Below are 24,536 nucleotides of genomic sequence, written 5' to 3' on the forward strand. Positions count from 1 at the left end.
GGGTGTGAACAATGTTCACGCCCGGCGCTTTTTGTGAAGAGGCTAGATGGCGGACTTGAGCGCATCGACCCGATCGGTGCGCTCCCACGGCAGGTCGATGTCGGTGCGGCCGAAGTGGCCGTATGCGGCAGTCTGCGCGTAGATCGGTCGCAGCAGATCCAGATCGCGGATGATCGCACCCGGACGCAGATCGAATACCTCGTTGATGGCCTTCTGGATCTTGGCCTGGTCGACCGTGTTGGTGCCGAAGGTGTCGACGAACAGGCCCACCGGGGCGGCCTTGCCGATGGCGTAGGCGACCTGCACCTCGACGCGATCCGCCAGCCCGGCAGCCACCACGTTCTTGGCGACCCAGCGCATGGCGTACGCAGCCGACCGGTCCACCTTTGACGGGTCCTTACCGGAGAACGCACCGCCGCCGTGGCGGGCCCAGCCGCCGTAGGTGTCGACGATGATCTTGCGGCCGGTCAGGCCGGCGTCACCCATCGGACCACCCAGCACGAACTTTCCGGTCGGGTTGACCAGCAGCCGGTAGTCGGAGATGTCCAGCGATTCCTGCTCAAGCTCGTCCAGAACCGTGTTGACGACCTTCTCGCGGATATCCGGAGTGAGCAGGTTTTCCAGGTCGATGTCCGCAGCATGCTGCGTCGAGAGCACAACGGTATCCAGCCGCACGGCCTTGTGGCCGTCGTACTCGATGGTGACCTGGGTCTTGCCGTCGGGGCGCAGGTACGGCAGCAGGCCGTCCTTGCGGACTTCGGTCAGACGCCGCGCGAGGCGGTGCGCCAGCGCGATGGGCAACGGCATGAGCTCGGGAGTGTCGTTGATGGCATACCCGAACATCAGACCCTGGTCTCCGGCGCCCTGGGCGTCGAGGGGATCAGCGGCACCCTCCACACGGGCCTCGTGAGCGGTGTCGACGCCCTGCGCGATATCGGGAGACTGAGCACCGATGGCGATGTTCACACCGCAGGAGTGCCCGTCGAAGCCCTTGGACGACGAGTCGTAGCCGATCTCCAGCACGCGATCGCGCACGATCTTGGGGATGTCGGCGTAGGCGGAGGTGGTGACCTCGCCGGCGACGTGGACCTGACCGGTGGTCACCAGCGTCTCCACCGCGACCCGGGACTTGGGGTCCTGTGCGAGCAGCGCGTCGAGAATCGAGTCGCTGATGGCATCACAGATCTTGTCCGGGTGCCCTTCGGTCACCGATTCACTGGTGAAAAGCCGTCCCGCTGAGCTCACCGCGCAGCCCCTTTCAGATCGTTACGTGTCCTAATCATTATGGCCGACGATTTGATATCGAGGCCATGCCGGGTTGTCAGGTTCACTGACAAAGTCCGGCGACGGCATCCACAATACGGCTTGCCATCAGAACTTTGGTGCCGTGCTCCAACACGACTTCGGCGATCTCACCACCAGGTTGAGCGGACAGCAGCCATCCATCGTTGCTATCCACCTCAAAGGCTCGCCCCTCGCCAACTGCGTTGACTACCAACAGATCACAGCCCTTGCGCGTCAGCTTGGCGCGGGCGTGGAACAGTACGTCGCCGTTGGCGTCACCGGTTTCGGCCGCAAACCCGACGATGGCCCGCATCCTGGGCAGCTGTCCGTCTGAGCGCGCACGGACCACCCCCGCCAACACGTCGGCGTTACGCAGTAACTCGATGGGCGCATCGACGGGATTCTCACCGTCAGCACCGTGGCTCTTTTTGATCTTGCTGGTCGCAACGTGCGCGGGCCGGAAATCGGCCACGGCGGCCGCCATGATCAACACCTCGGCCGCCGGCGCGTGTTTGGTCACCGCATCCTGTAATTGCGCGGCAGAGCTGATGTGCACGACGTCGACTCCGGCCGGGTCGGGCAACCCGACGGTATGGCCCGCGATGAGCGTGACCTCGGCGCCGCGCTGTGCGGCCACCCGCGCGATCGCGTATCCCTGCTTACCGGAACTGCGGTTTCCGATAAAGCGCACGGGATCCAGAGGCTCCCGGGTGCCACCGGCCGTGACCAGGACGCGCACACCTGCCAGATCGTGCGGGAGAGCATCGGCTCGCGCCAGCAGCAGCTGGGCCAGGGTCGTGATTTCCTCGGCCTCGGGAAGGCGGCCCGGACCGGTGTCCGCGCCGGTAAGGCGTCCTGACGCGGGCTCTAAGACCACAGCCCCATGGCTCCGCAATGTCGCCACATTCTGCTGCGTTGCGGGGTGCTGCCACATCTCCGTGTGCATCGCGGGCGCGAACAGGACCGGACAACGCGCGGTCAGCAGGGTTGCGGTCAGTAGATCGTCGGCACGGCCAGTGGCCGCGCGGGCCAAAAGATCGGCAGTGGCAGGAGCGACCACGACAAGGTCCGCGTCCTGCCCGAGCCGCACATGCGGGACCTGCGGAACATCGTCGAACACCCCGGTTCGCGCCGGCTCACCGGAGAGCGCCTCAAAGGTGGCGGCACCCACGAACTGCAGGGCCGACTCGGTCGGTACGACCCGGACGCTGTGTCCGGCCTCCGCGAGTTGGCGCACCACAGTGCAGGCCTTGTAAGCGGCGATTCCCCCGCCTACTCCGACGATGATCCGCGACACAGCCGGACCTCAGGCCCGATGCTCTTCGCGCGAGCCGCTCATCGCAGCTTCTACTCGCCTTCGGTGTGCTCAAGCAGGTCGCCGTGGATCTCGCGCAGAGCGATCGACAGCGGCTTCTCCTGCAGACCCGGCTCGACCAGCGGCCCCACGTACTCGAGGATGCCGTCGCCCAGCTGGTTGTAGTAGTCGTTGATCTGACGTGCACGCTTGGCTGCGTAGATCACGAGCGCGTACTTGCTCGAAGTCCGCGCCAGCAGCTCGTCGATCGGCGGGTTGGTGATACCCAGCGGCGTGTCGAGCGCGGCGTCGTAGCTTTCGGTGCCCGGTTCGACGATGACGTCAGTCTGGGAGGTGCTCACTAAGAAATCTCCTGGATAGGTATATGGCGCTGAATATGGCGGGCGCGGTATTCGCAGTCTTTGTTCATGCGCTGCCGATTAACGTCCGACCAATAACGATACCAACTGTGCGCAGGCATTTTCCAACTGGTCATTGACGACGACGACATCAAAGTCGCTTTGAGCCGCCATTTCGACCTCGGCGGTTTCCAATCGTCGGGCGATCACGGCCTCCGATTCGGTGCCCCGGCCGGTAAGCCGCTGCACCAGCGCATCCCAGCTCGGTGGCGACAGGAAGACGGTCAGCGCCTGCGGAAGTACCGCCTTGATGGCGCGGGCACCGGCCAGATCGACCTCGATGAGGGTCGGCCGGCCGGCCTCCATCGCCTCGTGAACAGGCGCCGCAGGGGTTCCTGAACGCTGCAAGCCGCCGTGAATATCGGCCCATTCCAGCAGCGCACCGGTGTCAATGAGCCGCTGGAACTCCTCCGTGGTGACGAAGTGATAGTCCACGCCGTCCACCTCACCGGGCCTGGGGGCCCTGGTGGTGGCGGAGACGCTGAAGAAAAGACCATCCACGTCATCGCGTAACCGATGCACCACGGTGGACTTACCGACGGCCGAGGGGCCGGATAGGACTACTACCCGGCCCCTCGTCGAAGCTGTCATCTGGAGAAGATCAGGAGAAGTCGAACCGCTCCAGCAGCGCCTTGCGCTGACGGTCGCCGAGGCCGCGCAGACGGCGGGTCGGGGCGATCTCCAGCTCGGTCATGATCTCCTGCGCCTTGACCTTGCCGACCTTGGGCAGGGCTTCCAGCAGTGCGGAAACCTTCATCTTGCCGAGGACCTCGTCGGTCTCGGCGTCCTTGAGCACCTGCTTGAGATTGGTGCCGCCTTTCTTGAGCTTCTCCTTGAGCTCGGCCCGGGCGCGGCGGGCGGCAGCCGCCTTCGCCAACGCGGCGGCACGCTGCTCGTCAGTCAACTGTGGAAGGGCCACGATTCCTCCGTCTCATACGAAACTCGTCGGTTTTTCTGATCGGCTGGAAAACAACCAGCCAGCGACAGCGACCGTACCCACGCCAACCGACATATGTGAACCCCACCCCCCTCATCTCGGGGAAAATCGCCTGCTAGAGGGGCCGCAGGCGATCCTGCCGAGCAACCATCGCTTCCATGCGTTCCGACCCGGCGTTTCTGCAGGTCAAGATTGAATGATGTTGCCGCACAGTATGTTTCATGCAGAGTTGACAACACCGCCGATTCTTGTACCTGAACCGGAGACAAGCAAACCGTGATTGCCATGAGGGCAAACTGAAAATCTTGTGTGAATCTCGTGTTGCGCGTGTCGCGACCCGTCAACGTTCAGTTGAAGAGGCGCAGGTGAGAATGCCGGCGAGCAGGCGCCCGGGAAGTTGTTTAGCAAGGCACAGCAGTTGCTGGGTAGGGTGCGCCATATGGGTGATTCCACGCGCCCATCACGTGAGCGTGATCGGGTATTGGATGCCGTGAGGCTCGTGTCACTGGCCACCGTCGTGGCCTATCACGTCCTCGCGGGCAGCCCCACTATCGTCAAGGGCAAACCAGCCATGTCCGCGAATTACAACGTGCATTGGCTATTCTGGCTGATCCCGTTGATGCCCCTGTTCTTTTTTGCGGGTGCAGCAGCAAATCTCCATTCCTGGGAATCCGGCAGGTCCTGGGGGCAGTTTCTGATGAGCCGGACGACGCGGCTTTTTCGCCCGGTGTTCTACTTCCTCGTCTTCGTCGCACTGGTGACCACCTTGCTGCGCATCACCATGGGCAATTCCAGACAACTCCTGTATCTCGAGATGCGACATATCGAGCTGCTTTGGTACGTCGGCGCGTATCTGCTGACACTTGCGTTCATGCCGTGGCTGGCCCGCATTCGCACCGGACGCCAACTGGGCTGGTTCATCGCGACGATGTGCCTGCTCACAGCCCTGGTGGACACCATCAGCGTGGTCACCGATACCTGGGTGATGACGGGTTGGATCAACATGATCTTCATGTGGTTGGTACCCGCCGCATTGGGTATCGCCTATCAGCGCGCCCTGGTCCCCCGCCGGGTCGCCGTGGCGGCCGCGGCCGTCGCATTGGGTGTCACCGTCGCATTGGCCATCCTGGGGCCCTATCCGTCCGGGCTGATCGCCAACATGCCGCCGACTCTGCTGCTCGCGGTCAGCGCCATTCTCGAATGCATGCTGGTCATCGCTTTCGCCCCGGCCATCAACCGCTGGCTGCAGGGGGCGCGGACATGGAGGTTCCTCCAGGTCTGCAGTAGCGGCAGCATGACGATCTACCTATGGCATTGGGTGGTGACGTTCCTGCTGTCCTACGGGGTTTACCTGGCCCTTCGCATCGGACTGGTAAGCCCTCGCGACGCCTGGTACTGGCCTGGGAACGTACTGCGGCTGGTCATCGTCTGCGCCATCGTGGCCGTGTTCTTCGTCCCACTGCGGGCCACAGAACGTCGTGCGCTGCCGTGGTGGGACCGTCCGGTGCCCTCGATGAGCACGAGACGCGATATCGCGGTCGGTGTCCTGGTGCTGATCGGCGCGATACTGACGCTGGTCTACACCCGGATCTATGTGATCAATCCGCTCTGGGGTGGGTTCACGCCCATTGGACGCTGGGTGGTGGTGGCGTCCCTGATACCGCTGGCGGCCGCACGCGCACTGTGCCGAAACCCATTGCACAGCAATGCGAATAGTTCAGAGAACCAATTCTCGCTTGCTCATTCGGCACGCAGATAGGCGACGCTGTCCCGCAGCCTCGACACGGCCGCACGCAGCGCTGTGACGTCGGGCCCCTCGCGCAGCACCTCACGCGAGACCGCCGGTAGCAACAGCGATCCCGGAGCCCCACCCAAGCCACGCAGATCCTCGGGCTTACCGCCCTGTGCCCCAAGCCCCGGAACAAGTACGGGGCCGCCGATCGACGACAGATCCGGCGGATCGGTGACGGTGACCCCGACCACGACACCCACAGATCCCGGACCGGCCCCCTTCGCGTTCAACGCGGCCACCTGGTCCACCATCGCCTGTGCGACGGTCAGCTCCCCGGCGCGTGCGCGCTGCACCGGGGGCGCCTCGGGATTGGAGGTCGCGGCAAGGACAAAGACGCCGCGGTCACGTTCACGCGCCAGGTCCAGCAGCGGAGACAACGATCCGAAGCCCAGATACGGCGAGGCCGTGACCGCGTCGGAGCTCAACGGTGAATCACCCAGCCAAGCCTGTGCGTATGCGGCCATCGTCGAGCCGATGTCCCCGCGCTTGGCATCGGCCAGCAACAGCACACCAGCCTCGCGGAGCCCCGCGATGGTCCGTTCGAGCACCGAATACCCTGCAGCACCATAGGTTTCGAAGAACGCCACCTGCGGCTTGACGATCGCCACGTCGGCGAAGGCCTCCACACAGATATCGCTGAACCGGGCCAGACCCGACGCATCGGCGTTTAGCCCCCAGGCGCGTAGCAGCTCAGGATGCGGATCGATGCCCACACACAGCGGGCCACGGGATGCGGTGGCCGCCTGCAGCCGTGCGCCGAAGGTCACCGCAAGCCCGCGTGGAGTTCCTGCAGCGACCGCACGCCGATATCCCCACGGATACCCGCCTCGATCCCCTGCACCGCGGCCGACGCACCCTGCACCGTGGTGATGCATGGAATGTTCATCGACACCGCGGCCGAACGGATCTCGTATCCGTCGACGCGGGGGCCGGAGTTCCCGTACGGGGTGTTGATGACCATCGCGACCTCACCGGCCTTGATGACGTCGACCGAGGACCGAGGGGGCAATCCGTCCTCGGCGCCCTGATAGTGCTTGCGCACCTCTTCGCACGGTATTCCGTTACGGCGCAGCATTTCTGCCGTACCTTCGGTCGCGAGCACCTTGAATCCGAGATCGGCCAGTCGCTTCACCGGGAACACCAGGGAGCGCTTGTCGCGATTGGCCACCGAGACGAAGATCGTGCCCTCCTTCGGCAACGACCCGTACGCGGCGGTCTGGCTCTTGGCGAACGCGCTACCGAAGTCGGCGTCGATGCCCATGACCTCGCCGGTGGACTTCATCTCCGGCCCGAGCAGGGAATCCACCTGGCTGCCATCCGCCTTGCGGAAACGGTGGAACGGCAGCACGGCCTCCTTGACCGCTACCGGAGCGCCCGGCGGCAGGGTGGCGCCGTCGCCGTCAGCGGGCAGCAGTCCTTCCTCGCGCAGACCGGCAATGGTGGCGCCCAGCATGATCCGTGAGCACGCCTTGGCCAACGGAACCGCGGTGGCCTTCGACACGAATGGAACCGTTCGGCTCGCACGTGGGTTGGCCTCCAGGACGTACAGCACATCGTCCTTGAGCGCGTACTGCACATTGAGCAGGCCCACGACTCCGATTCCATGCGCGATGGCCTCGGTGGCATTGCGAACCTTTTCGATATCGCTGCGGCCCAGGGTTACCGGCGGTAGCGCGCACGCCGAGTCGCCGGAGTGAATACCGGCCTCCTCGATGTGCTCCATGACGCCGCCGAGGTAAACCTCGGTGCCATCGCACAACGCGTCGACATCGATCTCGATGGCATCCTCGAGGAAACGGTCGACGAGCACGGGGTGCTCGGGTGAGAGCTGGGTGGCCCGCGTGATGTAGCCGTGCAGGGTGTCCTCGTCGTAGACGATCTCCATACCCCGTCCACCCAGCACGTAGGACGGTCGCACCAGCACCGGGTAACCGATATCGGAGGCGATCTGCCTGGCCTGCTCGAAGGTCGTCGCGGTGCCGAATCGAGGCGCCGGCAGACCGGCCGACACCAGCAGATCCCCGAACACGCCCCGGTCCTCGGCGCGATCGATGGCCGCCGGGCTGGTGCCCACCACCGGCACGCCGGCATCGGCCAAACGCTTCGCCAGCCCCAGCGGGGTCTGTCCGCCGAGCTGCACGATCACACCGACGACACCCGGTCCACCGCGGCCGGACTCATTTTCGGCGTGGAACACCTCCAGCACATCCTCGAATGTCAGCGGTTCGAAGTACAGGCGGTCGGCGGTGTCATAGTCGGTGGACACCGTTTCCGGGTTGCAGTTGACCATGATGGTCTCGAATCCGGCCTGCGACAACGTGGTTGCCGCGTGCACGCAGCTGTAGTCGAACTCGATACCCTGGCCGATGCGGTTGGGGCCCGACCCGAGGATGAGCACCTTGGGCCGCTCGGTCTGCGGGGCCACCTCCGACTCCGCGGCCGGATCCAGCTCGTAGCTCGAATAGTGGTACGGGGTCTTGGCCTCGAATTCGGCGGCGCAGGTGTCGACTGTCTTGTACACCGGCCGGATTCCCATCCGGTGGCGCAACGATCGCACCCCGTCCTCCCCCGCCAATTCCGGCCGGAGTGCGGCGATCTGGCGATCCGAGAGCCCGTAGTGCTTGGCCCTGCGCAGCAGTTCCTCGTCAAGGATCGGCGCCTCGCGCAACTCGGTACCGAGCTGGTGAATCTGCGCGATCTCTTCCACGAACCACGGGTCGACACCGGTGATCTCGGCCACCTGCTCAACGGAGACACCGGCACCCAGCGCGTGTTCGATACCGTAGAGCCGCCCGTCACGTGGCACCCGCAGCTCCTGCAGGAACGTGTCCAGATCCTCGATGGGGCTGGCGTTGTCGGTCCAGAAGCCCGCCGCGGAGGTCTCCAGCGAGCGCATGACCTTCCCGAGTGCCTCAGCGAAGTTGCGCCCCAGGGACATTGCCTCACCCACCGATTTCATGGTGGTGGTCAAGGTGGCGTCGGCGCCGGGGAACTTCTCGAAGGCGAATCGCGGGGCCTTGACGACGACGTAGTCCAGAGTCGGCTCGAAACAGGCCGGGGTCTCCTTTGTGATGTCGTTCACGATCTCGTCGAGCGTGTACCCGATCGCCAGCTTGGCCGCGATCTTGGCGATGGGGAATCCGGTTGCCTTGGAGGCCAACGCGCTGGAGCGCGATACGCGTGGGTTCATCTCGATGACGATGAGGCGACCGTCGCGCGGGTTGATGGCGAACTGGATGTTGCAGCCGCCGGTGTCCACGCCGACCTCGCGCAGGATCGCGATACCCAGGTCACGCATCTTCTGATACTCGCGGTCGGTCAGCGTCATCGCCGGAGCCACTGTCACCGAGTCTCCGGTGTGCACGCCCATCGGATCGACGTTCTCGATCGAGCACACGACCACCACGTTGTCGCGGCTGTCGCGCATCAGCTCGAGCTCGAATTCCTTCCAGCCGTAGATGGATTCCTCGATCAGCACATTCGCCGACGGGGACGCCGAGAGTCCCTCGCCCGCCATCCGCTCGACATCCTCGGGGGTGTAGGCCATGCCGGAGCCCAAGCCACCCATGGTGAAGGACGGGCGCACCACGACCGGCAGCCCGAGGTCGGCGACGGTGTCGCGGACCTCGTCCATGGTGAAACAGACGCGGGACTTCGCCGACTCGCCGCCGACCTTCGCGACGATGTCCTTGAACCGCTGCCTGTCCTCGCCGCGCTGGATTGCCTCGAAGTTGGCGCCGATGAGCTCCACGTTGTACCGGTCGAGTGCACCGTTCTCGTAGAGCGCGACCGCGGTGTTCAACGCGGTCTGGCCGCCCAGCGTGGGCAACAGCGCGTCGATCTTGTTGCCCTTCTCCGCTTGTGCGGCAAGGACTTTCTCGACAAACTCAGCGGTGATCGGCTCGACGTAGGTGTTGTCGGCGTACTCCGGGTCGGTCATGATCGTCGCCGGGTTCGAGTTGACGAGACTGACCTGGAGCCCCTCTGACCGCAGCACACGGCAGGCCTGGGTGCCCGAGTAGTCGAACTCGCAGGCCTGGCCGATCACAATGGGGCCAGAACCGATGACCAGGATGTGGTTGAGGTCTGTGCGACGTGGCATCAGCGATTACCCCGATTCTCAAGTGCCGTGACGAACTGGTCAAAGAGGTACTCGGCGTCATGAGGTCCCGCCGCCGCCTCCGGGTGGTACTGCACCGAGAAAGCCGATCCGTCCAACAGCCGGATCCCTTCCACCGTGCCATCGTTGGCGCAGGTGTGGCTTACCTCGGCGCGCCCGTACGGCGTATCGAACTGCTCACCCGCCTCACCTTCGAGGGCGAAACCGTGGTTCTGCGCCGTGATCGCGACCCGGCCCGTCGCGTGATCGATGACCGGGATATTGATACCGCGATGCCCGAAGGTCATCTTGTAGGTGGACCTGCCCAATGCCCGGCCCAGCAGCTGATTACCGAAGCAGATGCCGAACAGCGGGATTTTCTGTTGCAGCACCGCCTGTGTCACCGCCACCACGTGATCCGCGGTGGCCGGGTCGCCCGGCCCGTTGGACAGGAACACGCCGTCGGGCGACAGCGCGAGCAGCTCGTCCGGGCTGATGGACGAGGGCGCCACCTGTACGCGGATACCGCGTTGCGTGAAGTTACGTGGCGTGTTGGTCTTGATCCCCAGGTCCAGCGCGGCCACGGTGAACCGGTGCGCGCCATCGGGTTCCACAATGTAGGTGTCGTCGGTGCTCACCTCTCCTGCCAGGTCCGCGCCCAGCATCGAGGGCTGGCCGTTGACGCGCGACAGCAGGAAGTCGGTGGGCGCGTCGGCAACTGTCCCGCTGAAGATGCCCGCCTTCATCGACCCACGGGTACGCAGGTGACGGACGACGGCCCGGGTGTCGATTCCGGCGATGCCGACAATGTGCTGCCCCTTGAGGGCATCATCCAGGGACCCTGTGGCGCGCCAATTCGAGACCCTGTTCGAAGGGTCGCGCACCGCATATCCGGCAACCCAGATCTTGCCGCCGCGGCTCTCATCGTCCTCGTCGTTCCATCCGGTATTACCGATCTGCGGTGCTGTCGCCACCACGATCTGCCGGTGATAGCTCGGGTCAGTCAGGGTTTCTTGGTAACCCGACATGGCCGTGCAGAACACCGCCTCGCCGAGAGTTTCACCCACCGCCCCGAACGGCTTGCCGGTGAACACCCGCCCGTCTTCGAGAACGAGCACCGCCTTGTCACTCATGACGCCTGCTTCCATTCCTGATATTCGCTTCGCGGTCGTGCCAAAAATCCGGTGTCGATCTCGGTGCCCGAGGGCAGCCGCCACCGGATCGCAAGAATTCCTTCGTGAGTAAGCACCTTGCCCGCCAGCGCCTTGGCCGTACGGATCTCGGTGATGACGTCGGCGGGAATCCAGATGTCCCCGGTGCCGCTGCGTTCCAGCAGGATCCCGCCGGTGTATCTGGTCAAGGTGGCGTTCGCGCGGTAGCCCAAGTCGCCCACCGCGATTCGGTCCTGCCAGTCCGGCGCGATGGTGCTGCCGACGTAGAGGCCATCCGCGGGTTCGATAACGATGTCGCCGCGCTCGGCGGGCACCACGGGCAGTTCCCCCACGGTGTCGATCTGACGTTGGCCGCGTGCGCGCCAGCCGCGCCACATCAGGCGGGCGAGCAGCACAGTCAAGGTGAGCGAGGCGCCCGCCATGATGAGGGCACCGATGAAGTCGCCGTGGTTCATTGGGTCACCTTGCCGTCCCGTGCGGTGATACGGCCGCGCAGCAGCGTCGCGGTCACGGTGGCAGGCAACGTCATCGATTCGAATGGGGTGTTGGCCGACTTGCTGGCCAATCCGTCGCCACTGACGGTCCAGGTGGCGTCGGGGTCAACGATCGTCAGGTTGGCGGGCTCGCCGACTGCCAACGGACGCCCCTGATCGGGCAGACCGACGATCTGTGCCGGCCGCTCACTCATCACCCTGGCGATATCGCGCCAGGTCAGCAATCCCGTTTTCACCATGGTCTCCACGACCACCGACAGCGCAGTCTCCAACCCGAGCATTCCGGGGCGGGCCGCCGCGAACTCGCAGCATTTCTCGTGATCGGCGTGCGGTGCGTGGTCGGTTGCCACACAGTCGATCACCCCGTCGGCGAGGGCCCGGCGCAATGCCTGGGCGTCGGTCGACTCCCGCAGCGGCGGATTTACCCGATACACACCGTCGTAGGAGGCCAGCCGGCCGTCATCGAGCAGCAGATGGTGCGGAGTCACCTCGGCGGTGATGGAAATGCCTTGCCCCTTGGCCCATTTCAGCAGCTCGACGGTGCCGGCGGTGGATGCGTGACAGATGTGCACCGGAGCACCGCTGTCGCGTGACAAAATCGCATCCCGCGCGACGATGGATTCCTCGGCGGCGCGGGGCCACCCAGTCAGGCCCAACTTGGCCGCGTTGGCCCCCTCATGCGCCACCGATCCGACGGTGAGCCGCGGTTCCTCGGCATGTTGGGCGATGAGCACACCCAAGCCCTTGGCGTATTCGAGAGCGCGCCGCATGATCAGCGGATCGTGCACGCATTTGCCGTCATCGGAGAACATCCGCACCCGGCCCGCACCACGTGCCATCATCGCCATCTCGGTGAGCTGCTTGCCTTCCAGCCCGACCGTGACGGCACCCACCGGATGTACGTCGACCAATCCGACCTGCTGGCCGCGCTGCCACACGTGATCGGTCACCACGGGGCTGTCTGCCACCGGATTCGTGTTGGCCATCGCGAAGACGGCGGTGTACCCGCCCAAAGCCGCTGCCGCCGAGCCGGAGTCGATGGTCTCGGTGTCTTCACGCCCCGGTTCACGCAGATGCGTGTGCAGGTCGACGAATCCCGGCAACAGCACCTGCCCCGGCACCTCGATGGCGGTGTCGACTTCCGTCTCGATACCCGCTCCGATACCGGCCTCGATGCGGGTGATCTGGCCGTCTTCGATGAGGACGTCGACCTGCTCGCCCTCCCCATACAGCAGTACGCCCTTGATCAGGACACTCATGCGGGCACCGCCTCTGAGCTGTCGGACGACCCGACCAGCAGGTGGAACAGCACGGCCATGCGGATATGCACTCCATTCGATACCTGTTGCAGAACAGCTGATTGCGACGAGTCGGCCACGGAGGACGCGATTTCCATACCGCGCAGCATCGGGCCCGGATGCAGCACCACCGCGTGTTCGGAGAGCAGCCGCTGCCGGGCCTCGGACAATCCGTACAGCACCGAGTACTCGCGCGCCGAGGGGAAGAAGCCACCGGTCATACGCTCGGCCTGCACCCGCAGCATCAGCACCGCGTCGGCACCCGGTAGCTCGGCATCCAAGTCGTGACTGACCGTCACCGGCCACGTCTCGACGCCAACGGGCAGCAGCGTGGGTGGAGCTACCAGCACCACCTCGGCGCCGAACGTATTGAGCAGCAGAGCGTTCGATCGAGCGACTCGACTGTGCAGGATGTCCCCGACGATCACGATGCGGCGACCTTCCAGACCGCCCAGCCGCTGCCGAATGGTGAGCGCGTCAAGCAGTGCCTGCGTCGGATGTTCATGGGTGCCGTCGCCGGCATTGATCACAGCGGGACCGCCGGCCAGTCCTTCTGACGTCCACTGCGCAAGCTGCGCGGCGACCCCGGAGGCCGGGTGGCGGACAATCAACGCGTCAGCGCCGATCGCGCGCAAGGTCAGGGCGGTGTCGCGCAGCGATTCACCTTTGGCCACCGAGGAACCGGACGCACTGACGTTGATCACGTCGGCACTCATCCACTTCCCCGCCACTTCGAAGGAAACCCTTGTCCGCGTGGAGTTCTCATAGAACATCGTGATGATGGTGCGCCCGCGCAAGGTGGGCAGCTTTTTGACCTCACGTCCCGCCAGGGCCTGCAGAAACCGGTCGGCGTCGTCGAGGATGGCGGTGGCCTCGTCGCGGGTCAGGTCGGCCGCGGACAGCAGATGCTTCACGAGGCCTCCCCCTGCGCACTGTTGATGACCACGGCGTCGCATCCGTCGTGTTCGGCCAGCAGCACCTTGACGTCTTCGGAGCGCGCGGTCGGCACGTTCTTGCCGACGTAATCGGCGCGCAACGGCAGTTCACGGTGCCCGCGATCAACCAGCACCGCCAGCTGCACCGCCCGCGGCCGGCCCAGATCCCGCAGCGCGTCGAGCGCCGAGCGCACCGTGCGTCCAGAGAACAACACGTCGTCGACGAGCACCACCAGGGCGCCATCGACCCCGCCTTCAGGAATGGAGGTGCGTTCCAGCGGGCGGTGGGGTTTGTTGCGCAAGTCGTCGCGGTAGAGCGTGATGTCCAGGAATCCGGCGGGCACCTCGACACCGGAGAACTCGGTGATGTGGGCGGCCAATCGTTTGGCCAGGGTGGCGCCGCGTGTCGGGATACCGACCAGCACGACGCGGGGCGCGTCACTGGAATCGGAAAGAGCGGTCTTCTCGATGATTTGATGCGCGATACGCGAGATGGTCCTGCCGACATCGGCGGCGGACAACAGTTCGCGTCCCTCTGGTAATGCGCCCACGCTTACGCGAGACCTCCTTCTCCGCCTCACTGGACGGATCGTTAAAGGATGTCACTTATCGCCAGGGAGCTTAGCATCCGGGCACCCACCGGCCTCGGCTGACAGGATGGAGTTATGCCCCAGCCCAACTCCGCCTTCGACGCCGCCCTTGCCCCGATCCGGGCGGCGGTCAATGACCGCATCCTGGCCGGAGCGGTGACGCTGGTGTGGCAGGGCGGGCAGCTCAAACACCTGGCCGCGACCGGATACCGCGATGTCGAGGCGGGCCTGTCCATGGCCGAGAACACCATTTTCCGTATCGCTTCCATGACCAAGCCGGTCATCAGCGCGGCAGCCATGGCCCTCGTCGACGACGGCACGATCCGCTTGAACGATCCGATCACCACGTGGCTGCCGGAGTTCGCCGACATGCGGGTGCTCAAGGATCCGGGTGGGCCGTTGGATGACACGTTCCGGGCGCCCCGCACCATCACGGTGGAGGATCTGCTGACCCACCGCAGCGGTCTGACCTACGACTTCATTGCGACCGGACCTATCGCGAAGGCCTATCAGCCACTGCACACGGCGACATTCAGTGAGCCCGACGCATGGATAGCGGCCATCGCCGCGCTGCCGCTGGTGTACCCACCCGGAGAGCGTTTCCACTACAGCCATTCGACCGATGTGCTCGGGTTACTGATCGCCCGCGCAGCCGGGCTGCCGCTCAACGAGCTGCTGCGTCAACGAATCCTGGATCCGCTGCGCATGTCGGATACCGACTTCTTCGTTCCCGAACACAAGGCCGGACGACTGGCACGCCTGTATGGCCTCGACGATCACGACCAGGTCGTGGCGGCCGACCGTGGCTATCTCACCTCGATGCCCACGTCGGCCCCGGCGCTGTGTCGTGGCGGCGGCGCGCTGGCAAGTACCGCAGGCGACTACCTGACCTTTGCGCGGGCACTGCTGGGTGGCGGCGAGGCCGACGGGGTCCGCATTCTCTCCCCGGAGTCCACCGCGGCATTGCGCGCCAACCGGCTCACCCCCGCTCAGCGAGAACTGCCGGCATTCGGCCTGCCGTACTGGACCGGACGCGGCTTCGGTCTGGGCTTGTCGGTCGTCCTGGATCCGAATGCGGCCGCGTTGTTCGGCCCCGGCGGCGCCGGCACCTTCGGCTGGCCTGGCGCGTTCGGAACATGGTGGCACGCCGACCCGAAGGCCGACGCGATCCTCATGTTCTTGCCGCAGTGGCGGATGCCCGACCTGGACCCCAAAGCCGCGTTGGCGAGCACATCCACCCTGCGTCTGCAGCTGTTGCACATTCAGTTCGCGCAGGCCGTCTACGCCGCGCTGTGAGCGCCGGATCAGTCCAGGTGCGCCTGTAGCAGCCAGCCCGCCATCGAGACTCGGCCGTTGGGCTCTTCACGGACTTCGGCGAAGCTCTGCGCCGCGCCGTCCTTGAATCCCTCGCCGTTGGCGTACAGCCGCGCCGGGCTGATGTCGTCGATGGTCCAGAACTTGGAGACGATCGCGCGCAGCTCGGGTTCGGTGACGGGATAGGGCCCGTCGATGTCCGGGGGAAAGCCCGCCTTGTCGAAAACCAGCACGATGTACGTGGCGCCCGGTGCCGCGGCACGCACGATCGACTGCTGATATCCCTCACGCAAGGCGACGGGCATCGAATGGAACAGCGTCGAGTCGATGATCGTCCCGAAGCGTCCGTCGTACCCCGTGAAGTTCGAGATGTCGGCAACGTCAAAGGTGACATTGGTCAGGCCGCGCTCGGCCGCATAACCCTTGGCCAGCTCGATCGCCGTGGGCGCGGCGTCCAGGCCGACGGCGGCATGGCCTCGCTCGGCGAGGTACAGAGCGGTCGCGGCCTCCCCACACCCGGCATCCAACACGTCGCCGTGCACCTTGCCCTGCTCGATGAGCGTCAGGATTTCAGGCTGCGGCTGCCCGATGCTCCACGGCGGCCGAGCGGCGAGCTGCTCGGGCGCCTCACCCCGATACGAGGATTCGAACATGTCTTGCAGGTTCTCGGTCATGGACCCAGGATGCCGAATCCGGCGACGCGTGTCAATGCACCTGACATTTGATCAACGAATCTCCCTGGACACCGCGTGCGCGAAATCGATGAGTCGATTCATCTGTGCCACACCATGACTGGAATACTTCGAGAACTGGAAGTGCTCGATGCTGTGCCGGTATTCCTCCAGCGAAGCCTTGACGGTACGCGTGGTGGTCGAGGTGTAGAGCGTCAGGTCAACCGTCGTCATGGTCACGGCGCCGTCCGGCGCGACGTCGTAGTCGACCTTCAGGGACTTATCGGTGATTTCGGACAGCGGGATGGTGCGCAGGGTCACCGATACCGTGGGATGCGGGGGCCGCTCGTCATGCCCCGCGCAGTGCCCCTCTCTGACGAACCACAGAATCAGCCGCCCACTGTCGACCAGCGCAATCTCGTACCACCACTTCTCACCCCACGCCCCGTGCTCGCAGCCTCGGTTCAGCAGGAAGGTGCCCACCTGCGCTACGTCGACCACCCGGCGTAGTTGATCGATCGCCATCCAGGCATGCGGCGTGAAAACTCCAATCGCAGCACCCAAATGCGGGATGGCCGCCCAGTCGGCATCTCTGTCAAACACGTTGTGCCACCGCCCGTCCGAATTGAAGAAGCCGTTCCATCTGCGCGAGACCGCCGTCCACGATCGACTTGGCGAAGTAGAAATCCTGCACTTCCCATTCGGTTTCCGAGATGGAGACCGCACGACTCTTTTCCGGAGTCACCGTCGAGAGCCACAGTTCGACGGCGAGCAGCGAGCGCTCCGTACCAAGCTGTTGATACGTCGTCTTCAGCTGACGGTCGGTGATCGCGCCCAGCGGAATCACACGGATCGATGAAGTGAACTCGGAGGAGCCGAGCAGTCCGGTCTTGTCCTCGCCGTGCCACATCACAAGCCTGCGGCCGTCGGTCAGCGCCACCTCCTGCCACAGACCTTCCGACTGCTCAGCTGGTTCACGATCCAGAACGAATGCAGACACCTCCGAGATGTCGACCACCGCTCGCAGCGCGTCGAGCGCCACCTTCGGGTCCCGGAGTCCGACGGTCGCGGCGTTGGTGAGGTCCGGATACGGGGCCCAGTCCTGGTACCCATCCCCCTCGACACCGCGCAGTGAACGCTCGATAGCCGCCACCTCAGCCACCCACTCAGCGGGATCCGCATCGGTCCACAGGTCGGCGAGCTCACTGCCCGGAGCCTGAACCCGGGCGATCGCGCCGCGCGCCAGGACCGCAAGCGCATACACCTGGGTTTGCTTTATGGCGATGTCGGCCACCACTTCCGACCACCGCTCCGCGCCCGCATCGACCTCGCCCGAACATCGCAGGGCAATCACCGCAGCGGCAGCGACCACCGCCGATCCCTCCGGCGCCTCTAGGTAGTCAGCATTCGCCAGACGCAGGCATCGCGCCAGTTGAAGCTCGATATCGTCGCTCTGCCTGAGATCGCCCAAGAAGTCAGCAGCGTCATCGTTGTCAAACGGTCCAGCACCCCAGGCTCCCACGCAGCTAATAGTGGCAGAACACCCCACCTAGCGCATCTCAACGTACTTGAGCCGAGACGCGCGCCTATTGTCCATGTTGCTATCCGGATCACACTCAGGACCGGCCGATAGGCTCGCGGCATCACCGAGAGAATCGAGGCGACCATGACCGAACCATCGGGCAGCGAGCAATCATTCAACGAGGCCAACATCGCCGAGTTCCGCGCCAACGGCGGCAATGTTGGCGGCCAATTCGAGGGTTTTCCGCTCATGCTCTTGACGAGCACTGGAGCCAAATCGGGCGCCGAACGCGTGAACCCGTTGGCCTACTTCGATATCGACGGCAAGGCCTACATCGTCGGTTCGTCGGCGGGAAGACCGAAGAATCCCGCCTGGGTGGCGAACCTGCGCGCCAACCCCGATGTCGCCGTGGAGATCGGCGCCAACCCGAAAACAAAGGCCACGGCCGTCGAACTCCCCCGCGCCGAGCGTGATCGAGTGTTCGAGATCGTCAAACAGCGCGCACCCGGATTCGCCGAGTACGAGACCCTCACGGACCGGGTGATCCCCGTGTTCGAGATACGCCTCGACTGACCTATTCCGCGGAGCCGGAAGCCGAGCCACCCCGGATGTGCGGGGTCACCAGCATGAGCTGACCCAGCACACCGTTCACGAACGCCGGTGACTCATCGGTGGAAAGCTGCTTGGCCAGTTCGACCGCTTCGTCGACGGCCACCACCTCGGGCACGTCCTCGGCATGGAGCAGCTCCCACACCGCGACGCGCATGATCGCGCGGTCCACCGCGGGCAGCCTGGCCAGCGTCCATCCCTGCAGATGCGAGGAGATCAGCTCGTCGATGTGCGTGGCGTGCTCGGTGACACCGTGCGCGACCGTCACCGTGTAGGGGTTCAGCGGCTCCACGTCGGGCTTCGCCTCCGCCAGGCCGCGACGCTCATCGGCCACGGCGGCTGCCGTCATATCCCGCGCCTCGGCCTCGAACAGCAGGTCCACTGCCCGCTTACGCGCCTTGCGGCGGCCGCCCTTGGCGGAGGCGCGGCCGGTCGAACCGCTATCAGCCATTCACGCGGCCGAGGTAGCTGGCGTCGCGCGTGTCGACCTTGAGGCGGTCACCGGTGTTGATGAACAGCGGCACCTGGATCTCGGCGCCGGTTTCCATCGTCGCCGGCTTGGTGCCCGCACTGGAACGATCACCCTGCAGGCCCGGCTCGGTGTGCGTCACCACCAGCTCGACCGACACCGGCAGCTCGATGTACAACGGCGCGCCCTCGTTGAACGCGACCTGCACGGTCATGCTCTCCAGCAGGAACCGGTGTGCGTCGCCGACCAGCTCGGGAGTGAGGTGATGCTGCTCGTAATCCTGGCTGTCCATGAACACGAACGAGTCGCCGTCGCGGTACAGGTAGGTGGTGTCGCGCCGGTCGACGGTCGCGGTCTCGACCTTCACGCCCGCGTTGAAGGTCTTGTCGACGACCTTGCCCGACAGCACGTTCTTGAGCTTGGTGCGCACGAACGCCGGTCCCTTACCGGGCTTCACGTGCTGGAACTCGGTGATCTGCCACAGCTGACCATCGATGTTGAGCACCAGGCCGTTCTTGAAATCGGCGGTTGAAGCCACAGTCGTCTATCTCCTTGCGTAACTGTTCAGTACTACTCAATTAATGACGGTGAGTTCCTTGGGGAACCGGGTCAATAGCTCCGGCCCGTCGGGCCGCACCACGAGCGTGTCCTCGATCCGGACTCCGCCCCGGTCGGGCAGGTAGACCCCTGGCTCGACTGTCACCGCCGAGCCAGCAAGCAGTGTACCGGTGGCGCCGGCACCGATACCCGGTGCTTCGTGGATCTGCAACCCCACACCGTGGCCGAGGCCGTGACCGAAGTTCTGTCCGTATCCGGCGGCGGCGATGACATCGCGGGCCGCGGCGTCCACACCCTTCAGCGATGCCCCGGGCGCCAGGGCCTCCCGCCCCGCTGCCTGTGCGGCCAGCACCAGTTCGTAGATCTCCTGCTGCCACGGCGACACCGATCCCAGCACCAGGGTGCGGGTCATGTCCGAGTGATACCCGGCGACCAGTGCACCGAAGTCGATCTTTACGAAGTCGCCGGTGGCCAGCACCGCGTCGGTGGGTCGGTGGTGCGGTATCGCCGAATGCGGGCCGGCCGCGACGATGGTCTCGAACGACGCGCCGTCGGCTCCGTGTTCACACATGAGGTTCTCCAGGTCGCGGGCGACATCACGCTCGGTGCGCCCAGGCCGGATCCCGCCCGTCTCGATCAAGGCAGATAACGCGGTATCTGCTGCAGCGCAGGCTCTTTCGAGGATGAGTACCTCGGATTCGTCCTTCACTTCCCGGAGTTTCTCCACCCGGTTCGGGGCCCGGACCAACTCGACGTGCCCGGCCGCCGCGCTCAATTTGTCGAATCCGTCGACGGTGACCACGTGGCTTTCGAATCCTGCGCGCCCGGCGGCGGCCGACGCGATCAGCGCCGCGCCGTAGCCACGGTCGATCAGTGCACGCAGATCCGGAACCTGCGCGGCGGCTTGGGTGCGGTAGCGGCCATCGGTGCACAACACGGTCGCCTTCTCATCCGCTCCGTCGCTCGCGGCCACCCATAGTGCGGCGGCGGACCCCGTGAAACCCGTCAGATAGCGAATGTTGACCAGGTCGGTGATCAGAAGCGCATCGAGTCCGTCGGCGCGCAGACCCTCGCGCAGTCGTTCCCGGCGATCGATATGGCTGAGGACGGTCGTCATAGGTGTCGACGCTACCGCGATACGCTGGGCCCATGCCCGAAGCTGGAACACGTTCCATGACCGCGCAATGGCTTACCCGTGGCGCCGTCTTCGCCGTCTTTATGGTGCTGATTCGCGTGATACAGGGTCTGGCCATCAGCGTCTGGGAGACCCACGGCACCCTCATCAACATCACGCTGGTTCTGGTGTTCGTCGCGGCGGTGGTGGTCTGGGCGGTCACCGACGGCCGCGGCGATGCCCGGCGCAACCCCGATCCGGACCGCCGTGAAGATCTGGCCATGTGGTGGCTGCTGGGCGGCATCTTCGCCGGTGCGGTCAGCGGCCTGGTGATCTGGCTGATCAGCCTGTTCAACGAGGGAATCTACGCGGCGGGCGTCCTGGCGGAGCTCACCACCACCGCGGCATTCGTGGCGCTGCTGGTGTTCGGACCCGCCATGGTCGGCGTATTCGCGGGCCGACTGCTAGTGGACCGCAAGGAAAAGGAGCACGCCGCGCTACAGCAGTCGGATACCGACGTGTTCCAGGCGGTTCAGGACGAAGTGGACGTCACGAAGTAGCGCAGCGCCAGCAGGTATCCCTGCACGCCGAGCCCCACAATCACCCCGGTGGCCAACGCACTGAGGTACGACTTGTGCCGAAACTCCTCGCGTGCATACACATTCGAGATGTGCACCTCGATCAATCCGGCCGTCAATTCGGCACACGCATCCCGTAGCGCAACCGACGTGTGGGTGAACGCGCCCGCATTCAGGATCACCGGATCCTTGGCGTCCGCGGCATCGTGAATCCAGCCGAGCAATTCGGCTTCGCTGTCGGTCTGCCGCACCTGGACATCCACACCCAACGAGTCCGCTTCGGACCCAACGAGTGACACCAGCTCCTCGTAGGTGACACTGCCGTAGACGGCGGCCTCCCGTTTACCGAGACGGCCGAGATTGGGGCCGTTGAGAACCTGGATCGTCACAACATCACTCCCTCACCAGTGGTCGGCCCTGCCACCACCGAGTACGCGGCGGCCAGCAGTGACGGGTCGGGGCCTTCCAGTCGTCCCGGCTTGGCCAACCCGTCAAGCACCACGAATCGCAGTATGCCCGAGCGGGTCTTCTTATCGCCCTGCATCGATTCGACGAGCTGTCCCAGTGCGTCGGCGTCGTAACGTGTCGGCAGCCCGAGCGCCGAGAGCACTCGCGCGTGGCGATCGGCGGTCTCGTCGTCCAGGCGTCCGGCCAAGCGCCCCAGTTCGGCTGCGAACACCAGACCGACCGACACGGCGGCACCGTGGCGCCACCGGTACCGCTCGCGCCGCTCGATCGCATGACCGAGGGTGTGGCCGTAGTTGAGGATCTCGCGTAGCTCGGCTTCCTTCTCGTCGGCGGCCACCACCTTGGCCTTGACCGCGATGGAGCGTTCGATGAGCTCGCGCAACACCGGCTTGGACGGATCGATCGCAGCCTCCGGGTCGGCCTCGATGAGCTCGAGGATGACCGGATCGGCGATGAATCCTGCCTTCACCACTTCGGCCATACCTGCAACGATTTCGTTGCGCGGCAACGAGTCGAGGGTCGCCAGGTCCACTAGCACCGCCCCCGGCTGGTGAAATGCGCCGACGAGGTTCTTGCCCGCCTCGGTGTTGATGCCCGTCTTGCCGCCGACCGCGGCATCGACCATCGCGAGCAGCGTGGTGGGTACGTGCACCACCTTCACGCCGCGCAACCACGTGGCGGCGGCGAAACCGGCGGTATCGGTGGCGGCCCCTCCCCCCAGGCTGACGACGGCGTCTTTGCGCCCTATGCCGATGCGGCCGAGTACCTCCCAGATGAATCCGAGCACGGCCAGATCCTTGCCTGCCTCGGCGTCGGGAATCTCGACCCGATGCGCATCGATTCCGGTGTCGGCCAGGGTCTTCCGAATTTCCTCGGCGGTGGCCGCGAGGGTGGGCTGATGCAGTATCGCCACCTTGTCGGAGCCTTTGAGCGCGCCCACCAACTCACCCAATAGACCCGTTCCCACGATAACCGGGTAGGGCGGGTTCACCTCGACGGTGATCGTCGTCGGCTCGGCGCTAGTCATTGTCGGCTCTTCCTTTAGTGTCGGTTCCGGGGGTATCGCTCTTGGTCGCCGCGGGAGTGCCGGAGGTACGGCGCCGCGATCGGGGACGCCGTCGGGGGCGTCGCCGCCGTGAAGAAGCTGTGGTGCCCGCCTCGGGGTTCTCCAACCGGGACACGATGGTCCGGACTACTGCGCCGGGATTTCGCCTGTCGGTGTTGACCTTGATGGTGGCGACCTCTCGGTACAGCGGAACTCGCTGCGAGATGAGGGCGTGGTACTTCTCGGCACGGTCCGGCCCAGCCAGCAGCGGACGCACCACACTTCCCCCGGTGCGCCGAATTCCTTCCGCGGCACTGATTTCCAGGTACACGACGGTGTGCCCGCTGAGTGCTTCCCGGACGCCTGGAGTGAGCACGGCGCCCCCGCCGAGCGAGACCACCCCATCCTGCTGATCGAGCGCCTGCCGAATCACCGATTCTTCGATACGCCGGAATTCTGGCTCCCCGTCGGTGGCGAAGATGTCGGCGATGGTGCGGCCGGCCTGTGCCTCGATGCCGATGTCGGTGTCATAGACGTTGACGTTCAACGCTTTTGCCAGCCGACGGCCGATGGTGGACTTACCCGACCCGGGCAGTCCGACAAGGACGGCTTTGGGGCTCATCCCGCTGTGTTAGCCGCTCTTCGCGCAGGCTGCTCATCGGAAGATTCTCGGCGCGGCTCCCGCAGCGCCACCGCATCCAGGTACGCACCGACGTTGGTCTTCGTCTCGGACAGTGAGTCTCCACCGAACTTTTCCAGTGCGGCACGGGCCACTACCAGCGCGACCATTGCCTCGGCGACCACGCCCGCGGCCGGGACCGCACACACGTCGGAACGCTGGTGAATTGCGACTGCCTCGTCGCCGGTGGACATGTCCACGGTCGCCAACGCCCGCGGAACGGTGGAGATGGGCTTCATCGCCGCCCGCACTCGCAGTGGCTGACCGTTGGTCATGCCACCTTCCAGCCCACCGGCGCGATTGGTGGAGCGCAAAATGCCGTCGGGACCCGGGTAAATCTCGTCGTGTGCGGCGCTGCCGCGTCGGCGCGCGGTAGTGAAACCGTCACCGATCTCCACACCCTTGATCGCCTGGATACCCATGATCGCCGCCGCCAGTTGGCTGTCCAGCCGGTCGTTTCCACTGATGAACGAGCCGAGTCCGACAGGCAGACCGGCGACCACCACCTCGACCACGCCGCCGAGGGTGTCGCCGTCCTTCTTGGCGGCCTCGATCTCGGTGATCATGGACTGTTCGGCTTGTGCGTCGAACGCCCGTACCGGGCTGGCGTCGATGGCGTCCAGGTCGGCGGCGCCCGGTACCGGACCTTCGTAGGGATCGGAGTCGCCGATGGAGATGACATGCGAAATGACATCGACTCCCAGGGCCTGCTTCAGGAAGGCCTTGGCGAGGGTGCCCACCGCCACACGCGCCGCGGTCTCGCGCGCGCTGGCCCGCTCGAGCACCGGGCGGGCGTCATCGAATCCGTACTTGAGCATGCCTGCGTAGTCGGCGTGCCCAGGACGGGGCCGGGTCAGCGGCGCGTTACGCGCGATGTTCTCCAGCTCGGCGGGGTCCACGGGGTCCGGAGACATCACGGTCTCCCACTTAGGCCATTCGGTGTTGCCGACCTCGATGGCAACCGGACCGCCCAAGGTCAGTCCGTGGCGCACGCCGCCGAGCACAGTGACCTGATCGGCCTCGAACGCCATCCGCGCACCCCGGCCGTAGCCCAGGCGGCGACGCGCCAGCTGCCTACCGATGTCCTCCGATGTCAGTTCGACACCGGCGACCATGCCTTCCAGGACCGCGACCAACGCGCGTCCATGCGATTCACCTGCCGTGATCCAGCGCAACACGTGCACCATTGTCCCAT

Annotated in this window: 26 protein-coding genes; 4 read left to right on the forward strand and 22 right to left on the reverse strand. The window is 65.3% G+C overall.

The window, feature by feature from the left end; all coding sequences use genetic code 11:
* Positions 1-42 precede the first annotated feature (42 nt).
* The 5 genes from metK to mihF all read right to left on the reverse strand — a co-directional run bounded on the left by metK (position 43) and on the right by mihF (position 3,916).
* Positions 43-1,245 (reverse strand): methionine adenosyltransferase, encoded by a 1,203-nt coding sequence (gene metK / locus HBA99_RS14145; RefSeq protein WP_070952596.1) that lies wholly within the window; start codon positions 1,243-1,245, stop codon positions 43-45.
* 82 nt (positions 1,246-1,327) lie between these two features.
* Complete coding sequence (gene coaBC, locus HBA99_RS14150) at positions 1,328-2,581, reverse strand: bifunctional phosphopantothenoylcysteine decarboxylase/phosphopantothenate--cysteine ligase CoaBC (RefSeq protein ID WP_070952597.1); 1,254 nt, start codon at positions 2,579-2,581, stop codon at positions 1,328-1,330.
* 50 nt (positions 2,582-2,631) lie between these two features.
* On the reverse strand, positions 2,632-2,940 hold the full coding sequence (gene rpoZ, locus HBA99_RS14155; protein WP_070952598.1) for a DNA-directed RNA polymerase subunit omega: 309 nt from the start codon (positions 2,938-2,940) through the stop codon (positions 2,632-2,634).
* A gap of 78 nt (positions 2,941-3,018) precedes the next feature.
* Complete coding sequence (gene gmk / locus HBA99_RS14160; protein WP_046253899.1) at positions 3,019-3,588, reverse strand: guanylate kinase; 570 nt, start codon at positions 3,586-3,588, stop codon at positions 3,019-3,021.
* A 10-nt stretch (positions 3,589-3,598) separates the two neighbouring features.
* A complete protein-coding gene (gene mihF, locus HBA99_RS14165) occupies positions 3,599-3,916 on the reverse strand; it encodes an integration host factor, actinobacterial type (protein WP_030093544.1) in 318 nt (105 codons plus the stop codon).
* A gap of 457 nt (positions 3,917-4,373) precedes the next feature.
* Between mihF and HBA99_RS14170 the strand changes: the two genes are divergently transcribed.
* Positions 4,374-5,693, forward strand: a complete 1,320-nt coding sequence (locus tag HBA99_RS14170; RefSeq protein ID WP_070952599.1) for an acyltransferase family protein — start codon at positions 4,374-4,376, stop codon at positions 5,691-5,693.
* On the opposite strand, the gene pyrF is transcribed toward HBA99_RS14170, so the two are convergent.
* From pyrF to pyrR, 7 genes are read right to left on the reverse strand one after another with little or no spacing between them, the layout of a single operon-like run.
* Complete coding sequence (gene pyrF / locus HBA99_RS14175; protein ID WP_070949545.1) at positions 5,675-6,493, reverse strand: orotidine-5'-phosphate decarboxylase; 819 nt, start codon at positions 6,491-6,493, stop codon at positions 5,675-5,677. The genes HBA99_RS14170 and pyrF overlap by 19 nt on opposite strands.
* Positions 6,490-9,828, reverse strand: coding sequence for a carbamoyl-phosphate synthase large subunit (gene carB / locus HBA99_RS14180; RefSeq protein ID WP_057965957.1), 3,339 nt, complete (start codon positions 9,826-9,828; stop codon positions 6,490-6,492). The genes pyrF and carB overlap by 4 nt, the downstream gene beginning before the upstream one ends.
* Positions 9,828-10,973, reverse strand: a complete 1,146-nt coding sequence (carA, locus tag HBA99_RS14185; protein WP_420063470.1) for a glutamine-hydrolyzing carbamoyl-phosphate synthase small subunit — start codon at positions 10,971-10,973, stop codon at positions 9,828-9,830. The genes carB and carA overlap by 1 nt, the downstream gene beginning before the upstream one ends.
* Positions 10,955-11,452 carry a PH-like domain-containing protein gene (locus tag HBA99_RS14190; RefSeq protein ID WP_030093549.1) on the reverse strand — a complete coding sequence of 166 codons (498 nt, stop codon included), beginning with the start codon at positions 11,450-11,452 and terminating at the stop codon, positions 10,955-10,957. Before HBA99_RS14190 ends, carA begins: the two co-directional genes overlap by 19 nt.
* Entirely contained in the window at positions 11,449-12,750 is a 1,302-nt protein-coding gene (locus tag HBA99_RS14195) for a dihydroorotase (RefSeq protein WP_070949544.1), read from the reverse strand. Before HBA99_RS14195 ends, HBA99_RS14190 begins: the two co-directional genes overlap by 4 nt.
* Complete coding sequence (locus HBA99_RS14200; protein WP_193601822.1) at positions 12,747-13,745, reverse strand: aspartate carbamoyltransferase catalytic subunit; 999 nt, start codon at positions 13,743-13,745, stop codon at positions 12,747-12,749. The genes HBA99_RS14195 and HBA99_RS14200 overlap by 4 nt, the downstream gene beginning before the upstream one ends.
* Positions 13,700-14,248, reverse strand: a complete 549-nt coding sequence (pyrR, locus tag HBA99_RS14205) for a bifunctional pyr operon transcriptional regulator/uracil phosphoribosyltransferase PyrR (RefSeq protein WP_030093552.1) — start codon at positions 14,246-14,248, stop codon at positions 13,700-13,702. The genes HBA99_RS14200 and pyrR overlap by 46 nt, the downstream gene beginning before the upstream one ends.
* Positions 14,249-14,389: 141 nt before the next feature.
* Here pyrR and HBA99_RS14210 point away from each other — a divergent pair, with 141 nt between their 5' ends.
* Complete coding sequence (locus HBA99_RS14210) at positions 14,390-15,610, forward strand: serine hydrolase domain-containing protein (protein ID WP_070924316.1); 1,221 nt, start codon at positions 14,390-14,392, stop codon at positions 15,608-15,610.
* Between the two features lie 8 nt (positions 15,611-15,618).
* Here the strand turns inward: HBA99_RS14210 and HBA99_RS14215 are convergent, their stop codons facing one another.
* The 3 genes from HBA99_RS14215 to HBA99_RS14225 are packed head-to-tail and all read right to left on the reverse strand — an operon-like array spanning position 15,619 to position 17,821.
* Entirely contained in the window at positions 15,619-16,302 is a 684-nt protein-coding gene (locus tag HBA99_RS14215; RefSeq protein ID WP_057965963.1) for a class I SAM-dependent methyltransferase, read from the reverse strand.
* Positions 16,303-16,353: 51 nt separating this feature from the next.
* The gene (locus HBA99_RS14220; RefSeq protein ID WP_057979799.1) at positions 16,354-16,902 is read right to left on the reverse strand and encodes a hypothetical protein; all 549 of its coding nucleotides are present in this window, start codon (positions 16,900-16,902) and stop codon (positions 16,354-16,356) included.
* Positions 16,895-17,821: a DUF4259 domain-containing protein gene (locus HBA99_RS14225; RefSeq protein WP_165615258.1), complete on the reverse strand. Its 927-nt coding sequence runs from the start codon at positions 17,819-17,821 to the stop codon at positions 16,895-16,897. The genes HBA99_RS14220 and HBA99_RS14225 overlap by 8 nt, the downstream gene beginning before the upstream one ends.
* A gap of 144 nt (positions 17,822-17,965) precedes the next feature.
* On the opposite strand from HBA99_RS14225, the gene HBA99_RS14230 reads away from it, so the two are divergent.
* Positions 17,966-18,394, forward strand: a complete 429-nt coding sequence (locus tag HBA99_RS14230) for a nitroreductase family deazaflavin-dependent oxidoreductase (RefSeq protein WP_070930692.1) — start codon at positions 17,966-17,968, stop codon at positions 18,392-18,394.
* A 1-nt stretch (position 18,395) separates the two neighbouring features.
* Here the strand turns inward: HBA99_RS14230 and nusB are convergent, their stop codons facing one another.
* Genes nusB through HBA99_RS14245 form a run of 3 tightly spaced genes read right to left on the reverse strand, consistent with a single transcriptional unit; the run spans position 18,396 to position 20,574 of the window.
* Positions 18,396-18,881 carry a transcription antitermination factor NusB gene (gene nusB, locus HBA99_RS14235; protein ID WP_044103937.1) on the reverse strand — a complete coding sequence of 162 codons (486 nt, stop codon included), beginning with the start codon at positions 18,879-18,881 and terminating at the stop codon, positions 18,396-18,398.
* Positions 18,874-19,437 carry an elongation factor P gene (gene efp / locus HBA99_RS14240; protein WP_030093559.1) on the reverse strand — a complete coding sequence of 188 codons (564 nt, stop codon included), beginning with the start codon at positions 19,435-19,437 and terminating at the stop codon, positions 18,874-18,876. The genes nusB and efp overlap by 8 nt, the downstream gene beginning before the upstream one ends.
* A gap of 36 nt (positions 19,438-19,473) precedes the next feature.
* Entirely contained in the window at positions 19,474-20,574 is a 1,101-nt protein-coding gene (locus tag HBA99_RS14245; protein ID WP_070952600.1) for a M24 family metallopeptidase, read from the reverse strand.
* Positions 20,575-20,606: 32 nt separating this feature from the next.
* On the opposite strand from HBA99_RS14245, the gene HBA99_RS14250 reads away from it, so the two are divergent.
* Positions 20,607-21,131 (forward strand): B-4DMT family transporter, encoded by a 525-nt coding sequence (locus tag HBA99_RS14250; RefSeq protein WP_193601824.1) that lies wholly within the window; start codon positions 20,607-20,609, stop codon positions 21,129-21,131.
* Here the strand turns inward: HBA99_RS14250 and aroQ are convergent.
* The 4 genes from aroQ to aroC are packed head-to-tail and all read right to left on the reverse strand — an operon-like array spanning position 21,104 to position 24,519.
* Positions 21,104-21,538 (reverse strand): type II 3-dehydroquinate dehydratase, encoded by a 435-nt coding sequence (aroQ, locus tag HBA99_RS14255; RefSeq protein WP_030093562.1) that lies wholly within the window; start codon positions 21,536-21,538, stop codon positions 21,104-21,106. The genes HBA99_RS14250 and aroQ overlap by 28 nt on opposite strands.
* A complete protein-coding gene (gene aroB / locus HBA99_RS14260) occupies positions 21,535-22,644 on the reverse strand; it encodes a 3-dehydroquinate synthase (RefSeq protein WP_030093563.1) in 1,110 nt (369 codons plus the stop codon). Before aroB ends, aroQ begins: the two co-directional genes overlap by 4 nt.
* The gene (locus tag HBA99_RS14265; RefSeq protein ID WP_030093564.1) at positions 22,637-23,284 is read right to left on the reverse strand and encodes a shikimate kinase; all 648 of its coding nucleotides are present in this window, start codon (positions 23,282-23,284) and stop codon (positions 22,637-22,639) included. Before HBA99_RS14265 ends, aroB begins: the two co-directional genes overlap by 8 nt.
* Positions 23,281-24,519, reverse strand: coding sequence for a chorismate synthase (gene aroC / locus HBA99_RS14270; RefSeq protein WP_030093565.1), 1,239 nt, complete (start codon positions 24,517-24,519; stop codon positions 23,281-23,283). Before aroC ends, HBA99_RS14265 begins: the two co-directional genes overlap by 4 nt.
* Positions 24,520-24,536: the final 17 nt, after the last annotated feature.

It is taken from the genome of Mycobacteroides chelonae (genome assembly GCF_016767715.1).
Lineage (GTDB): Bacteria > Actinomycetota > Actinomycetes > Mycobacteriales > Mycobacteriaceae > Mycobacterium > Mycobacterium gwanakae.

Bases quoted from the DNA above. Each gene is read 5' to 3' on its own strand.
- carB (WP_057965957.1), bottom strand. From the start codon at position 9,828: ATGCCACGTCGCACAGACCTCAACCACATCCTGGTCATCGGTTCTGGC.
- HBA99_RS14245 (WP_070952600.1), bottom strand. From the start codon at position 20,574: ATGACGACCGTCCTCAGCCATATCGATCGCCGGGAACGACTGCGCGAG.
- HBA99_RS14200 (WP_193601822.1), bottom strand. From the start codon at position 13,745: ATGCGACGCCGTGGTCATCAACAGTGCGCAGGGGGAGGCCTCGTGAAG.
- HBA99_RS14250 (WP_193601824.1), top strand. From the start codon at position 20,607: ATGCCCGAAGCTGGAACACGTTCCATGACCGCGCAATGGCTTACCCGT.
- HBA99_RS14215 (WP_057965963.1), bottom strand. From the start codon at position 16,302: ATGACCGAGAACCTGCAAGACATGTTCGAATCCTCGTATCGGGGTGAG.
- nusB (WP_044103937.1), bottom strand. From the start codon at position 18,881: ATGGCTGATAGCGGTTCGACCGGCCGCGCCTCCGCCAAGGGCGGCCGC.
- gmk (WP_046253899.1), bottom strand. From the start codon at position 3,588: ATGACAGCTTCGACGAGGGGCCGGGTAGTAGTCCTATCCGGCCCCTCG.
- HBA99_RS14230 (WP_070930692.1), top strand. From the start codon at position 17,966: ATGACCGAACCATCGGGCAGCGAGCAATCATTCAACGAGGCCAACATC.
- aroB (WP_030093563.1), bottom strand. From the start codon at position 22,644: ATGACTAGCGCCGAGCCGACGACGATCACCGTCGAGGTGAACCCGCCC.
- HBA99_RS14210 (WP_070924316.1), top strand. From the start codon at position 14,390: ATGCCCCAGCCCAACTCCGCCTTCGACGCCGCCCTTGCCCCGATCCGG.
- HBA99_RS14170 (WP_070952599.1), top strand. From the start codon at position 4,374: ATGGGTGATTCCACGCGCCCATCACGTGAGCGTGATCGGGTATTGGAT.
- carA (WP_420063470.1), bottom strand. From the start codon at position 10,973: ATGGAAGCAGGCGTCATGAGTGACAAGGCGGTGCTCGTTCTCGAAGAC.
- HBA99_RS14190 (WP_030093549.1), bottom strand. From the start codon at position 11,452: ATGAACCACGGCGACTTCATCGGTGCCCTCATCATGGCGGGCGCCTCG.
- HBA99_RS14195 (WP_070949544.1), bottom strand. From the start codon at position 12,750: ATGAGTGTCCTGATCAAGGGCGTACTGCTGTATGGGGAGGGCGAGCAG.
- HBA99_RS14265 (WP_030093564.1), bottom strand. From the start codon at position 23,284: ATGAGCCCCAAAGCCGTCCTTGTCGGACTGCCCGGGTCGGGTAAGTCC.